The sequence below is a fragment of the Paraburkholderia sp. PREW-6R genome (genome assembly GCF_039621805.1).
Lineage (GTDB): Bacteria > Pseudomonadota > Gammaproteobacteria > Burkholderiales > Burkholderiaceae > Paraburkholderia.
In genome coordinates this window covers 91,989-107,431 of record NZ_CP155075.1, presented here as the reverse complement: position 1 = coordinate 107,431, position 15,443 = coordinate 91,989, and the positions used below count along the sequence as shown (strand labels likewise).

Below are 15,443 nucleotides of genomic sequence, written 5' to 3'. Positions count from 1 at the left end.
GACTAGTGCCCCCTGAGGATGAACGGCGACAGGTACAACGTCGAGAAGATGAACAGCCACACCACGTCGACAAAGTGCCAGTACAAGCCGCCGATCGTGATGGGTGCGGTCCGCTTCTCGTCGAGATAGCCGAGCGCGATCCACAGTGTCATCGCGGCCAGCACGATCAGCCCGACCACCACGTGCGCCATGTGAAAGCCGGTGATCATGAAGTACAGCGAGCCGTACAGATGCGCGGTCATCCCGTACGGATGATCCTTCCATTCCTTCAACTGAATCAGCAGAAAGACCACGCCGAGTGCGATGGCCGTCAGCATCAGGCCGATCGAGCTGCGCCTGTGGCCCTTCCTCAGCACGCGCTCGGCGAGCCACACGAACACGCTGCTTGACAGCAGGAAGCCCGTGTTCAGTGCACCGATGCCCACCTTCGGCATCCCCTCGGGCGGCCACGCAAGATGCGTTTGTGACTCGGAATACAGGTATGTGAAGATCAGATAGCCGAACAGGCAGGCTTCGGTCGCGACCAGTGTCAGCACGCCCCACCAGCCGCCCGAGTGTTCGCCCGCACTGCCGACCGGCAACGTCGCATCGAGGTCTTGCGAGGCGAGGTCGGCACGCGCGCTCGGCGGCGCCGGTTCGCGTTGCGCGAGCGCGCGGCGCGGCCACAGCCACGTGAGCATCGCCGCCCCACATGCGACAGTCGCCACTACCACGAAGCTGGGACTGCGCAGCAGCAGTGCGACGAAAAACAACGCGCTGAACACACCGAGCAGGAAGGGCGCATAGCTATCCGTTGGCATCTTCAGGATAACGTCGGCGTTGCCGCCGAGCGGCGATACGCCGAGCGTTTCCCGGCCGCGATGCAGCAGGTAGCCGCGCGTGAGACTCGAACGCTCGGCGCCTTCATCGCGTTGCATCCGGTCTTCCCACAACGGATGGCGCGACGCAATCATGGGCAGCACGGCAAAGTTGTATGGCGGCGGCGGCGACGGCACCGACCATTCGAGGCTCGAAGCGTCCCACGGATTCGCGCCGGCGCGCACACCGCGTCGCGCCGAAACCAGCGCATTGCCGATAAACATCAGCACGCCGATGCCGAATACAAACGAGCCGATGGTCGTCAGCATGTTGCTCAGGTCCCAGCCCATGCCTTCAGGATAGGTGTAGATACGCCGCGGCATGCCGAGCAGTCCGGAGATGTGCATCGGGAAAAAACCGAGATTGAAGCCCACCAGCACGACCCAGAAAGTGAGCTTGCCGAAGCGCTCGTTCATCAGCCGCCCGGTGAACTTCGGAAACCAGTAGGCGATGCCGCCCAGCACGGGAAACACGTTGATGCCAAGCAGCACGTAATGCAGATGCGCGACCACGAAGTATGTATCGTTGAGCTGCCAGTCGAGCGGCACCGCAGCGGTCATTACCCCCGACACGCCGCCAATCACAAACATCAGCACGAAGCCGGCGAAATACAGGAACGGCGTTTTGAACACCGGGCGGCCGAGCCAGATCGTCGCGATCCATGCGAACACGGCGACCGCGCTCGGCACCGAAATCAGCATGCTGGCCGCGCCGAAGATCGCCAGCGCGAGCGGCGGCAGACCGGTCGCGAACATGTGATGGATCCACACTTCAAAGCCGATCAGCATGGTCGCGACTGTGGACACGGCGACCGCGGCGTAGGCGACCAGTGGTCTGCGGCAGAAGGTGGGCAGCGCATCGGAGACGATGCCCATGGCCGGCAGCACGACCACGTAGACCCAGGGGTGCGCGAACATCCAGAACAGGTGTTGCCACAGAAGCGGCCTGCCGTCGCTGGCGACGTCGAAGAAATGGGTGCCGACGTTGCGGTCCATCCACAGAAGGAAAAATGCGAGGCTCACCGCCGGCACCGCAAACAGGTTCGCGAACGACGCGGTCAGCGTGCCCCACACGATGATCGGCAACCGGTTGATCGACATCCCGTCAGCACGCATCCGGAACAGCGTGACCACAAAGTTCGCGGCGCCGACCGTCGTCGAGATGCCGAGCAGCACCATGCCGAGCGCGTACACGTCGATGTTCGGGCCACGGTTGTAGTCGAGCGACGCGAGCGGCACGTAGTTGAACCAGCCCGCGTTCGGCGCTTCGCCGAGCGGGAAGCTCGCGTACAGGAACAGGCCGGAGAACAGGAAAATCCAGTACGACAGCGCGTTCAGGCGCGGAAACGCCATGTCGCGCGAGCCAAGCATCAGCGGCCACAGGTAGTTCGAAAAGCCGCTTAGCACCGGTAGCGCGTACAGGAAAATCATCGTCACGCCGTGCATCGTGAAGAGCTGGTTGTACTGGTCCGGCGTGAGCAGCGTCTCGTTGGGCCGCGCGAGCTGCAAGCGCATCACCAATGCCTCGACACCCCCAAGCAACAGGAATACGAATGCGGTGACGATGTAGCGCAGGCCGATCTGTTTGTGATCGACCGTCGAAAGCCAGCCGCGCCAGCCGGGCTCGGTTTCCCACAGGTCGTGCAGCCGGCGCTCCTCGGCGGAGCCCGGCATCACCTCGCCAATCTCCGGTTCGCGCCGGAAGGCGACTTGCCTGAGTGCGGTGAGATCCTCGCTTCCAGTGGTGGACATGTGGTATTCCATCAGTTGAGGGTCGCGAGGTAAGCCGCGAGATCGCGGGCGTCGGCCGGATTCAAAGCGATGTCGGGCATCAGCGCCTGCGGTTTGATTTCCTGCGCGTGCGCGATCCAGTCCATCACGTTGTCAGGGGTATTCGGCAGCGTTCCCGCAGCGATCAGACGGCGGCTCAGCAGATGCGTGAGGTCAGGGGCCTGCACGCCGGCCGCGTCGCTGCCGCGCACCGTGTGGCAACCGGCGCAGCGGTCCATGAACACGTGCTGGCCGCGCACCGCGTCGGCGCTCGCCGGCGCAACCGCCGCGCGAGCTTGTGCGGCGAACCATCTGTCGTAGTCCTGCTGGCTTTCGGCGATCACTTCGAACGCCATGTGCGCATGTTGTGCGCCGCAATACTGAGTGCATTGGCCACGATAGACGCCAGGATGATCGGCCTGAATCCATTGCCGGTTCACCTGCCCGGGAATGTTCTGCGTCTTGCCGGCCAAAGCCGGCACCCAGAACGCGTGAATCACGTCGGCGCTTTTCAGATTGACCTGTACTGGCTCCCCGACCGGGATGTGAATCTCATTTGCGGTCGCGAAGTGCTGCGAATCGCTCTCGCCGTAGTCGACCTTCCACCACCAGTCGTATGCGGTGACGGTGATCGTCAGCGCCGGTTCGCGCGACGGCGACGCAACCGCCGCAAGCACCCAGAGCATGTAAACCAGCGCGGCGAGCAGCAGCGCGGTAGAAATTAGCGTGCCGATCAGCACCGCGCGGCCGCCGCCGCGCTCGGTGATACTTTCGGCGAGTGCGTTGCTTCCCCCGATCGCTGCGCGGCGGTGAAACACCGCGATGAAGAGCAGCACCGCGATCACGAGGCACACGCCGACGCATAACGCCGTTAACGCCCAGCCAAGGATGAACACCGGCCGCGATGCGGGACCGGCGCTGTGCAGGATATACGCGAGGGGCGTGGATGGGAGGCTCACGTCGGCGCCCGGCGGGTCTACGATTCGCCGCGCGCTACGAGCGCGTTGATGCGCCGGGCGGAACGCAGCGTGATCACCGGGATGGTCGAAGAGGCATTCGCGCCGCTGTGGATCGGAAACACCAAACCGGCGAAGTGCCGCCGATTGCGGCCGTCGCGCAAGCGGCAGTCCGGCTCGAGAGCGTTCGATGCAAAATCATTGCTCAACCGTGCCGTACCGTTCCGGTAGCAGATGTTCTCGTTCTGTGCCATTGAGCCTCCGAGCGTTACCGGCGAATTTCTATGGTCAACCCGTTAGCAAGGAGCGTTCCGGTACTTTTCATTCCGTAATGTCGCTGCCCGCATACGTAGCCGCCTAAGCAAGTTCACTAGTGTCCGCCGCCTGCACACAACGACCGGTTCTGACGGAGTCACCCGTTCATTCACCGCCAACATCGTCGCCTGCAAGCAGGTGCTCGATGCGCCGCATATCGAGTGGCTTGGCGACATGTTCGTTGAAGCCTGCCTCGATCGCCTTCCGGACATCCTCGGGCTGTGCGTAGCCGCTGATCGCGATCAGTTTCGTCTTCGCGGGAAGCTTGCGCCGTAGTATCTGTGCAACCTCGTATCCGTTCATATCGGGAAGCCCGATGTCACATAGCACGACATCATGCTGCTTGACCTCTGCCAGTGCGACAGCGCTGCGTCCGTCGTAACACACTTCGACCGTATGTCCCAGCATCCCGGCAATCGCAGCAAGCGAATCCGCGGAGTCGGCGTTGTCATCGACAATGAGTATCCGCCACGCACGGGTATGACCGTCGTGTCTGACCGCCGGAGAATGTGGCGCGGGCGGCGCTGTAGCCGGTACAAGCGGCAGCTCGATGGTGAACTGCGCTCCGGCACCGGGTGTGCTGACCGCCGTGACGCTGCCGCCGTGCAGGCCGATGACCTCCTTCACCAGCGCGAGCCCAAGGCCGAGTCCGCCTTCCGTTCGCGCCAGACCTTGGCTTGCCTGCGTAAATGGGTCGAAGATGATCGGCAGCAGGTCCGGCGCAATACCAACGCCATTGTCCGTCACGTCAATAAACACGCTTGCCCCGCGTTTTTGGGCCGTGAGCGTAATCTGGCCACCCGACGGCGTAAATTTCGCCGCATTGCCGAGCAGGTTGCCGAGCACCTGTGAGAGCCTTGTCTCATCACCCTCCACGATAAGTGCCTCGCCATCTATGACGACACCAAGTTCCAGCCCGCGTGCCTGAGCGACAGCGCGGTAGTCTTCCGCAGTGCGCCGGGCCAATGCGGCCAGGTCCACCTTGGCGCGCTCCAGTTCGATCTTGCCCGTCGCGATCCGGGTGACGTCAAGCAGGTCGTCGACAAGATTGGTCAGGTGCGTGACTTGCCGGCCTACCACCTCTATCGCATTTCGCGCCTGTTGTCCGGAAGGGTCGACCCGGTCAAGCAGGTAAAGAGCGTTGCGAATCGGAGCGAGCGGATTTCGCAATTCGTGGGAAAGCATCGCGAGAAATTCGTCTTTGCGGCGGTTCGCGTCTTGCAGCGCCTGCTCCGCCCGCTTGCGTTCCGTCACATCGCGGGTGGTGCCGGCGATGGCTTCCACTTCATTGCGAGGGCCCAGCACAGGCACGAAAATATATTCGTAGATGCGTCGGCCGTAGGCGCCGTCGAATGGGACCTCTCCGCGAACCGACTGTTTGGTGGCGATCACCTGCTCGATCTCGCGATCATGCATCTCGGCATGCCACGGCTCGTAACCCAGTTCCAGACAATTCTTCCCGATCGCCTCGTCCCAGGTTCGATTCCACATACCCAGCAATACTTTATTGGCGTAGATGAACCGATGGTTCAGGTCAAACACATAGGCGAGGTCGGGAGAGTGTTCCAGAAAAGTTTCATAAAGTCGGCTGCGGCGCTCAGAATCTGCGACGACATATGCAAGTTCTTTTTGTCCACGCAATCGCTCGCTGGCGAGCCGCACTTTCTCCGCCACCTCCTGAATGAAGGTCAGTTCCTCAGTCGTCCAGTTCCGCGCCTGCTCATGGTTGACGAATACCACCGCCACCAGCTTGTTTTGCTCGATGACCGGGACATTGACGAATGATCCCGCATTGCGCCGCTTCAATGCTGCTGATGCCTGCGTAGTTCGATAGTCGCGCTCGACATCATTGATCGCGATAAATTCACCTGCCTTCAGGTCGTCAATGAACGAACCATAGTCTCGCAGATGGTGTGTGCCCGCCAGGCTCTCAACGCCCTCGGCGTTCCAGTCCCGCACGACGTGCAGTGTTTCGGCCGTGGGATCAATGGTTCCGTAGCCAACCCTGCTTGCATTGAGCGTCTCGCCCAGAAGCTGCGAGGCTCCATAGATGATCTCTTCGGATGTCGTCGCGCCACGCAGCAGATCAGCTAGCCTGAACAACGCGTTGCGGCGACGCTCGTTCCGCATACGCGTCGTGACATCACGGAAGTAAATCGCCAGTCCACCCTCTGCCGGGTAGACGTTCACGTCATACCAGCGGTCGTGATCCGGATAGTAGGAACAGAATGCAGCTGTCACGCGTTCACGCGCCGCTTTCCGGTAGGCCCGCTCAAACTCGCTGCCTACGGTACCCGGATACACCTCCCATATGCGCTGGCCCAGCAGATCAGAGGCCGGCCGCCCCAAGGTTTTTTCTGTTTGACGGTTAACGAAACAGAACTCCCAGTTTGCGTTAAGCGTGAAAAACGCGTCCGTGATGCTATCCAGAATGGTCTGGGGGTCCCCCAGATCGACCTTATTGCCGTTCAAAGAAGTGTGCATTGCGATGTCTTGGAATACGGGGCGCTACGGAAACGGGGCTCGTAAGCACAGTGATGCGCCAAAGCACGCTGGCCCAAGGATTGAAAACCCTGCAGGCTCGGCGCGGCGAATGGCTCTGAAGGCCGCAGTCTGCATTGCCCTGACTTGCGCTACGATGAACGGCGCGTGCGTCAGGGTTTATAACAGGCATTAACGTGGCATATCAATGCGGGTCTTCTACTGCACGTGCACCCAATCGTTGTCCGCATACCACAGCGACTGCAACAGCACATTCGGCGCGACCGGCTTCACCAGATGCAGGTCGAACCCCGCCTCGCGCGATCTGTCCTTGTCCGCCTTGCTTCCATAGCCGGTGACAGCGATGAGCCGTGCATGCCCAATGTGAGGGTCCGACTTCAGTCTGCGCGCGAATTCATATCCGTCGATGCCAGGCAGTCCGATGTCGGCGAGCACGACGTCTGGACGGAATGCGTGTGCTGCGCTCAGTGCATCTTGCGCCTCGTACGCTCGCCGCACATCATGGCCGTGCACTTCCAGCAGCGCTGCCGTGGCCTCGACGATATCGGGTTCATCGTCGAGAACGAGAATTTTGAGTTTCTTTGGCGGTGGAGCTTCACGCTCCGCGAGTTGCGCGCCGTCATGCGTAGCGCGCCCGTCTGGGGCAAAGGTTCGCGGCAACAGTACGACGAACTCGACCCACCGGTTATCCGCCGTCTGCTGCAATGTAAGCGTGCCGCCGTGCTTTTCGACGATCTGCCGCGCAATGGCCAGCCCCACGCCAATGCCGCCTTTCGGACGATCGAGACTCGTCGGCCCTTGCACGAACGGCTCGAAAACCCGATCGCGAATGTCCGCAGGCACGCCCGGCCCGCTGTCGCTGACCGTCACCCGGACTTCACTCGCATCCGCTTCGGCAACGATCGAAACCACGCCGCCTGCAGGCGCATGCTGCGTCGCATTAATAAGCACGTTCAAGAAGGCCTGCGCAAGACGCACGCTGTCGGCGTTGACCAGCACATCCGGGCCAGGCAATTCGACAATCAGCGACTGCCGCTGCCCTTGCGCCACGACGCGCATCGAATCGCAGGCGTCTGTCAGCACCGACCTGAGCGCAATCGTTGCGGTGCGAAGCGAGAACATCCCGCGTGCCGTGCGTTCCGCGTCGAGCAGGTCGCCGAGCATGACAGACAGGTTATGCACCTGCCGACTGACGATGTCCGTCGCAGCGGCGACGCGGCGATCCGTGGGAGCGGCCTCGCGTATCAGTTCGGCGGCGCTTTGCAACGGCGCGAGCGGATTGCGCAGTTCGTGGCTCAGCATCGACAGGAACTCGTCGCGCTCGCGCAGCAGCAGTTCGAGGTCTCTTGTGCGCGCCTCGACACGGGCTTCGAGTTCTGCATTCGCGCGCGCGAGTTCGGCCCGGGCCACCGCGAGCGGATCGCTCTCGACCAGTTGCCACGTGCCGTTGCGGCGCGTCAACGCGAACTGATGACTGTTGCACACGTCCAGAACGTCCGCCGCCGTCGAGCGCTGGAGGCAGTACGAGCATACGCAGATGATGCGGTACTTTCCCAGCGTCTGATTAAGCCGCGACTCGTACGCGGCGAAGTCGTGCCAGCGGGTCCTGTCGAGCCAGAACGTGTTGCCGGTGACGCGCAAGCCCTCGAAGCCGCGTGCGCGCGACTCCTTTTCGAAGCCGATCCATTGTTCGATCACGCGATCAGCGTCGAATGTGCCGTTGCCGAGATACCAGTCCGAGGCGGGCCTGAAATTGATCTGGCCCGACGCGATGTACTTCTTCATGTCCGGCAGTGCCTCGACCATCGCCGTTTCGGCCTCTTCGGCCGATAACGGGTCAGAAGCAACCCACAGGCAGCGCTCGTTGTCTTTCAGGCCTGCTTCGAAGTACGGCACCAGCATGTCGAGCAGATCACGCTTGGTTTCGTAAAAATGGCAGAAGTGCGTGCCCCAGCCCGCGTGGCCGATAGCATCGATGCCGCTCTTCCTGAGTGTCTGTTCGAGGGGGGAGCTTGTGCTGCCGTTCATTTCTCTCATATTCCACTGCGCAGACGTTTTAGCTTGCGGGAGCATTTCTTATACCTTCCCAATCAGCATAGTACCAGCGACCGCGAGTGCGCCAGCATGCATCCGGCGCCGGTGAGGCACAGGGCATGCTATCGGAACTCGATGGTTGCGTTGCGCAATGCATGCCAGCGTGCAAGGAGGAGGACGCCAACAGATGGACATCAACCGCGATCTGCCAGTCGACGCATATCGAATCGTCTTCCGGCTGATTCCCAGCCCTTGCCTGCTTCTGGCGGTCGACGACGGGTACACCATCCTCGACGCCAATGAGGCTTACTTGCGCGAAACCATTAGCGATCGTCCGGATCTGATCGGCCGCCCGGTTTTCGATGCCTTTCCCGACAATCCCGCCGACGGCAAGTCGAGGGCGACCCGGTCGCTCGGCGAATCGCTGGCACGTGTTGTCTGCCTGCGCTGCACGGACGCCATGGCGTTGCAGCGCTACGATGTGCCCGACCGATCGGGCGGTGAAGGCGCATTCATCGTGCGGTACTGGAGTCCCATCAACATCCCGCTGCCGGGCCCGGACGGTTCGGTGGCTTACATCATCCATCGGGTCGAAAACGTCACTGAGCTGGTCGCGCAAGGGTGGCGGCGCACGTCGGTACAGCCGGGTGAAGGCGATGGAAGTCCTTCGAGGCACGTCGAGAGCGAGTCCGAATTGATTCGTCGGAGCATGCAGCTGTCGAATACCAATCAGGAATTGCGCAGGCTGAGCGAGGAAGCATGCGCGCTCGCCGACCGGCTCAAGGACGAAAGCGTCAGGAAGGACGAGTTCCTCGCGATGCTAGGTCACGAACTGCGCAATCCGCTGGCGGGACTGGCATCGGCGTTCCAGTGCATCGAAATGAGCAACGCTGCAGAAGGCGTGCCGCAGGAGATCGGCTCGCTGATTAACCGCCAGATCGGGGCGCTGACCCGGCTGGTCGACGATCTGCTCGATGCGTCGCGGGTTTCGCGCGGCGCGATCCAGTTACATTGCGAACCGGTCGACCTGCGTATGGTCATCGAGACCGCCGCTTACTCGGTGCGCAAGGAGTTCGAGACGAAGGGACATTCGCTCGTCATCGACCTTGCGCCCGGCAACTACGCCATGAACGGCGACGCTACGCGCTTGCAGCAGGTTGTCGCGAATCTGCTCTCGAACGCCGTCAAGTTTACGGATCGGGGCGGAAAGATCCGCATGAGTCTGTCCGCCTGCACGGCGGGCGACCAAAGCAGGGCGAGCCTTACCGTCGAGGACAACGGGCGTGGCATCCCTGCGGACTCCATCGATTCGATCTTCGACCTGTTCGCGCAGGTGAACACCAAGCTCGACCGCTCCGAAGGCGGATTGGGCATTGGACTGAACCTCGCGCGCCGCCTGGTCGAACTGCACGGCGGCACGCTGGTCGCGCTATCCGAAGGGGTGGGAAAAGGCAGCCGGTTCATTGTCGATCTGCCGCTCTCGAGCGAGCGGGCGGGACTGCCCGCGCCGGTCAGCGGTCTTCCTTCTGCGTTACCCGATCGGGACGTCTCGATCCTGCTGGTGGAGGACAACGAGGACGTGCGAGCGGCGACTGCGGCGATGCTGGAAACGTTGGGGTACGCGGTCGCCACCGCTTCCGACGGCACGAGCGGGCTCGATTCGATGGTCGCCCAGACGCCGACGGTGGCCATCGTCGACATTGGTTTGCCCGGTATCGATGGCTTCGAGGTGGCGACGCGCGCCACGGACATGCTCGGCGACAAGCGTCCCTATCTGGTCGCGCTCAGCGGCTACAGCGGCCCGGAAGTGAGCGGGCGCGCAATGCGCAGCGGTTTCGACGCTGTTTTCGTCAAGCCGATCGACATCGGACTTTTGCAGCGGACCATCCGCAACGTGGCTTCGGCCAGTCGTCCGGGCAATACACAGAGCCGGTCTGCCTGATCCCCACGCACCGGCGGCGGCAGAAAAAAAGCCGCCCCAGGGGGGCGGCTGAAAAACACACCACGGCGAGGCTGCCCACCGTGACAATCTATTATCGGGTCGCATCAGCGTGGTCGGACGAAAACAGATTCAAAAAGTAGGAGTTAAGGTTTTCATAAGAATGAGGTGCTACGTTGCGCGCACGGGCGATCCGGAGCCGCGTTCGTCGATACGTACACCTGATGAACGCCGACCCACACCTGACACGTTTTAGAGGTGTCATTTTTTACTCAGACCGGCGAAGCGACAAGTCGCCATTGGCGCCTTGCGCGATGCAACCGGACCGACGCTCGCACCCGGAAGCGGCACCGCCTTCGAAAAGGATAGGTGTTTGCCCGGTCGCATCTATCGACGCGCTTGATGCCGCTACACAGCTTTCAAAACGGAGCTCGCCAAGCTGCGCAGTTCATCGAACTGGGTAACAAGCTCCAAGCAGACGACAAATGCGAGCATCGCCGACAAGCCCGGGCGGTGCTCGACCCACCGCAAGACTTTGGGCGCGTAGAGCCTTCTTACTGCATCCCTCGTCATCACATAGGTAATGGCTACGCCGATTGCGGCTCCGGCAAGGAGATCCGTGGGATAGTGAAAGCCGAGATACGCACGCGGGAGGCAGATAAAGACCGCGGTATAAAGCATGGCCAGCAGGCCAATACCAGGCCTGATGAAAAAGATGCCCAAGGCAACGGCCATCCATAGCATGGCATGATCGCTGGGGAACGAACTCCATTTCGAGAGCGTGGGGTCCCATGCAGAAGTGAAATGCAGATGCAGCCTGAGTTCGTAGATCGGACGCACCCGGAATGGCAAACATTCGGCGAGCAGCCGTCCGCAAGCAAGCGCCAGCCAACCGCTTGCAATGGTTGCGATAATTATCTCACGACGCCAGTTCGAACGCTCACCGGGCTGGAACCAGATCCACCACAGGATCGGAATGAGAACGAGCCCCTTGAACGTGTAAAGGTCCGCGACCGCCTTGACGATATGGTCTAACAGGCCCCCCCATGCTGCATGAGAGAAAAATGTTTCTATACCGGCATCGAACCTGTTCATGAATTTTTTCTGTTATTGACACAATCCCGTCATATTGGCGACCTTTTTATCGTCTGTTTGTGCGAAGGACCACGCGTTGCGCGAAGAAGAGCGGGCAGCGAGGCCATGCATCGCATGGAACCTTGCGGCGCGATTACACTTCTTTCGAACGCTTTTTTTGCCTACAAGTAACGCAGTGCGTGGCCCTGCACAGTGCGGCTGAAGCAGGTCGCCAGCTCTGAGCACGAGGCTACGGGAGTCACCGTTTCGACGAGCGTGATGGCGAGATAAGTATCATCCGGAAATCCCCCGCAGGCCCATGTAAAGCCGGTACGGTCAAACAGCAGTCGCCCGCAAAGCGCGTGCTACATCGGAAAGGCGATATGGCTTATGCACGAACACGAACTCACCGATCTCGCCGTGTTCGCGACGCAGCGTCGCCAGTGGATAAGCAGACGTCAGCACGACCTTGATATCCGGGTAGGTGGACTTCACGAAGCGCGCGAGCTCGATCCCGCTCTTCCCTTGTGGCATCACGACATCGCTGAAAACAATGTTGATGTCCGTACGGGTGCCGAGAACAATGGTGGCCTCCGCCGCGTTGGTGGCGGTCACGACCTCGTAGCCGATACTGCGGAACAGTTCAGCCGCCCCGGTGAGTACATCCGCTTCGTCCTCCACCAGCAGCACCGTCTCAACCGAAAGCTGCGTCGAGCGCACGGCGGTCTGCTGCACTTCGCCCGTAGCCTCGGGCAGATAGAGGTCGACCGTCGTGCCTTCGTTCGGCGCGCTCGTAATCACTACTTCGCCACCGGACTGCGTGATGAATCCATAGACCTGGCTCAGCCCGAGTCCGGTGCCCTTGCCGGGTTCCTTCGTCGTGAAAAACGGTTCGACGGCCCGCGACACCACTTCCGCCGGCATCCCCACGCCATTGTCCGCTACCGACACACGAACATACGAGCCCTTCGGCAGGCCGCCCACGGCGCCGGCTCGCAATTCGACAGTCTGCGTGCTGACGCCAATACGGCCGCCGTCAGGCAGTGCATCCCTTGCGTTGACGACCAGATTCAGGAGGGCGGCCTCGAAGCGGGGAGCGTCGACCCAGGTCAACGCCGGGCCGGCCGCCGATCTGATATCGATCGATACACCTTCGCGGCCGGCGCGCCGCAGCATGGGTTCGAAATCGCGAATCAGCGCGTTCAGGTCGTGGCGCTCTGCCTTGAGGGGTTGCTGACGCGCAAACGAAAGCAATTGCTGCGTCAGGGAGGCCCCACGGTCCACTGCCCGCTGCATGGTCTGGATCATCTTCGCGTCGAGGTGGGTCCGTGACTGCGTGGCGAGCACCTGGAGGCCGTTGGAGACCACGGCCAGCAGATTGTTGAAATCGTGCGCGATGCCGCCCGTCAATTGCCCGATCGCCTCCATCTTCTGTGACTGGAAAAGCGCCAGATTCGCGCGCTCGATCGCCGCGACCGCCTCCTTCCTTTCGGTCATGTCGCGCGTGACTTTGGCGAACCCGATCAGCGAGCCGTCCTCGCCACGTATTGCATCCACCACGACATGGGCCCAGAAGCGCGTGCCGTCCTTGCGGACCCGCCAGCCTTCGCGTTCGACGCGCCCCTCCGCTGCCGCGGTGGCCAGCATGGTGGCCGGTGCCCCGCTCGCACTGTCCTCGGCCGTATAGAAGCACGAGAAGTGTTTGCCGATAATTTCGGACTGGTCATATCCCTTGATGCGCGCCGCGCCGGCATTCCAGCTCACGATCTCGCCCGTCGGCGCCAGCATATAGATGGCGTAATCGGTGACGCCCTGAACGAGGATGCGGAACTGCTCCTCGCTTTTACGCAGCGCCTCGTTAGCCAGCATTCGCTCGGTAATGTCCCGTGTGATTTTTGCAAATCCGAGCAACTCGCCTGCTTCGTTGCGGATGGGATCGATCACGACGCTTGCCCAGAAGCGCGTTCCGTCCTTCCTGACCCGCCACCCTTCCGCTTCGAACTTTCCGTGTTCCTCGGCGGTGCGCAACGCCCTCTGAGGAACGCCCGCTTGACGGTCTTCCTCCGTATAGAACATCGAAAAATGCTTGCCTATTATTTCGGCAGCCACATAACCTTTGAAACGCTGCGCACCTGTATTCCAGCTCGCAATGTAGCCGTCGGGGTCAAGCATATAGATGGCGTAGTCCCGGACACTGGTCACGAGCAGTTCAAAACGCTGGGCGTCCGACAGGGCGGTTTTTGTTCCGACGGATGGAATCATGTTGGCGCAAATGAAAACGGTATCGACACCGGATTGTATCGAGATCCGTGTGGAGCGCGCCGACCGGCTGCCCGCCCATGCGCAGCCATGGCGCCGCAGGCCTGGTAAGCGTCAGCGGCCATTTGGCCGACAGACGACGTTTTACACGCGAGGGTTTCGGGTAGACTTCAAATTCGGGATACGGCCAGCACACGACAAACCCTGATCGCTCACGGTCGGCACGCGTGGAGGGCCGGTCGGTGTACACCTTCCTACTCACGGATTCAGGCAATGGACAAGACGCTTTCGCGGCTATCGAGCGATGTTCCCGGACTCGACGAAATCTGCGGCGGCGGGCTGGTCTCGGGATCGTCGTACATATTCCAGGGACGCCCTGGAGCAGGCAAGACGATTCTCGCCAACCAGATCGCCTTCGCTCAGGCCAGAGAAGGTCGCAAGGTTCTTTACGTCACGCTGCTGGCGGAATCCCATGACCGATTGTTCCAGTCGCTTTCCACTCTCGACTTCTTCGACGCAACGCGAATCGGCAAGGAGCTGACTTACCTCAGCCTGTTTCGTACGTTACGTGACGACGGCCTCCCCGCCCTTGTCGCGATGTTGCGCGGCGAGCTTGCCCGGCTGAACGCCAGCATGCTCGTGCTGGACGGGCTCCTGAACGCGCGCGAAATCGGCCAGACCAATCTCGACGTCAAGACCTTTGTAGCGGAACTGCAGGGACATGCCGCGTTCACGGGCTGCACAGTTCTCTTTCTGACGAGCGCACGCATCGACGAATCCAGTCCGGAGCACACGATGGTCGACGGGGTCCTGCAGCTCGAGGAAAGCCTCGTTGCGCCGCGAACGGTGCGCCGCATACGCGTTGCGAAGTCGCGCGGCAGCGGTTCCCTGGGTGGCATGCACCTCTACGAAATCAGCAGTCGCGGTATCGCCGTGTACCCCCGGCTGGAAGCGTCACGTGCGATGCCCTCCGGGCTCGATCGGCCCAGCACAGGACGGCTCGAAACAGGCACTGACGGACTCGACGCGCGCCTGAACGGCGGCGTACCCGGAAGCTCCGTCACGGCAGTAGTCGGACCGGCTGGCAGCGGCAAGACGACCTTTGGAATCGGATTCCTGCGGCTCGCGACGCCCGAGCGCCCCGCCGTTCATTTCGGCTTTTACGAAACACCTGAGCGTCTGATCGCCAAAGCAGCCGCGCTCGGTATCGACCTCGCAGCACTGGTCGATTCCAGCGCACTGCAGATCATGTGGCGCCCGCTCACTGAAAATCTGCTGGACAAACTCGCCTACGACCTGCTGGACGCCGTCCGCGAAACCCGGGCCGACCGCTTATTCATTGATGGGCTGGCCGGTTTCGAGCGCGCGACCGTCGAGCCTCATCGCATGGTCGAATTTTTTGCCGCGCTCACCAATGAGCTGCGCAGCATGGGCGTGACGACCGTTTGCACGTGGGAAGTCAAGGAGCTGTCGGGACCCTGGCTCACCAATCCATCGCCCGAGATCCTGAGCCAGATCGATAACGTCGTCGGCATGCAGCACGCAATGATGGGTGGCGTCCTGCGTCGCACGCTCTCGGTCCTGAAGGTTCGGGACAGCGAGTTCGATACGACGGTGGCGGAAGTCGCCATCGCAGGTGTCGGCGCCGGCTTGCATGTGACTGGCACGATGCCAGGCGCGGCCACCAGCTCGGTGCCCGGGCGCAAAGCGGACGGCGAGTAGGCGCGGGCCGGGCGC

The 15,443-nt window shown here is 61.7% G+C and carries 9 protein-coding genes; 2 read left to right on the top strand and 7 right to left on the bottom strand.

Annotated elements, in window-relative coordinates; translation table 11 throughout:
* Nucleotides 1–2: 2 nt before the first annotated feature.
* From ctaD to AAGS40_RS25125, 5 genes are all read right to left on the bottom strand, one after another.
* Complete coding sequence (gene ctaD, locus AAGS40_RS25145; protein ID WP_345817167.1) at nucleotides 3–2,609, bottom strand: cytochrome c oxidase subunit I; 2,607 nt, start codon at nucleotides 2,607–2,609, stop codon at nucleotides 3–5.
* Nucleotides 2,610–2,620: 11 nt separating this feature from the next.
* Nucleotides 2,621–3,586 carry a cytochrome c oxidase subunit II gene (gene coxB / locus AAGS40_RS25140; RefSeq protein ID WP_345817166.1) on the bottom strand — a complete coding sequence of 322 codons (966 nt, stop codon included), beginning with the start codon at nucleotides 3,584–3,586 and terminating at the stop codon, nucleotides 2,621–2,623.
* 17 nt (nucleotides 3,587–3,603) lie between these two features.
* Nucleotides 3,604–3,837, bottom strand: coding sequence for a hypothetical protein (locus AAGS40_RS25135; RefSeq protein ID WP_345817165.1), 234 nt, complete (start codon nucleotides 3,835–3,837; stop codon nucleotides 3,604–3,606).
* A 166-nt stretch (nucleotides 3,838–4,003) separates the two neighbouring features.
* Nucleotides 4,004–6,382, bottom strand: a complete 2,379-nt coding sequence (locus AAGS40_RS25130; protein ID WP_345817164.1) for a PAS domain-containing protein — start codon at nucleotides 6,380–6,382, stop codon at nucleotides 4,004–4,006.
* 216 nt (nucleotides 6,383–6,598) lie between these two features.
* Nucleotides 6,599–8,428: an MEDS domain-containing protein gene (locus tag AAGS40_RS25125; RefSeq protein WP_345817163.1), complete on the bottom strand. Its 1,830-nt coding sequence runs from the start codon at nucleotides 8,426–8,428 to the stop codon at nucleotides 6,599–6,601.
* 193 nt (nucleotides 8,429–8,621) lie between these two features.
* Here AAGS40_RS25125 and AAGS40_RS25120 point away from each other — a divergent pair, with 193 nt between their 5' ends.
* Nucleotides 8,622–10,376: an ATP-binding protein gene (locus AAGS40_RS25120; RefSeq protein WP_345817162.1), complete on the top strand. Its 1,755-nt coding sequence runs from the start codon at nucleotides 8,622–8,624 to the stop codon at nucleotides 10,374–10,376.
* A gap of 405 nt (nucleotides 10,377–10,781) precedes the next feature.
* On the opposite strand, the gene AAGS40_RS25115 is transcribed toward AAGS40_RS25120, so the two are convergent.
* A complete protein-coding gene (locus tag AAGS40_RS25115; protein ID WP_345817161.1) occupies nucleotides 10,782–11,468 on the bottom strand; it encodes a phosphatase PAP2 family protein in 687 nt (228 codons plus the stop codon).
* 315 nt (nucleotides 11,469–11,783) lie between these two features.
* Complete coding sequence (locus AAGS40_RS25110; RefSeq protein ID WP_345817160.1) at nucleotides 11,784–13,709, bottom strand: PAS domain S-box protein; 1,926 nt, start codon at nucleotides 13,707–13,709, stop codon at nucleotides 11,784–11,786.
* A 270-nt stretch (nucleotides 13,710–13,979) separates the two neighbouring features.
* Between AAGS40_RS25110 and AAGS40_RS25105 the strand changes: the two genes are divergently transcribed.
* Nucleotides 13,980–15,428 (top strand): ATPase domain-containing protein, encoded by a 1,449-nt coding sequence (locus AAGS40_RS25105; protein WP_345817159.1) that lies wholly within the window; start codon nucleotides 13,980–13,982, stop codon nucleotides 15,426–15,428.
* The last annotated feature ends 15 nt before the right edge of the window (nucleotides 15,429–15,443 follow it).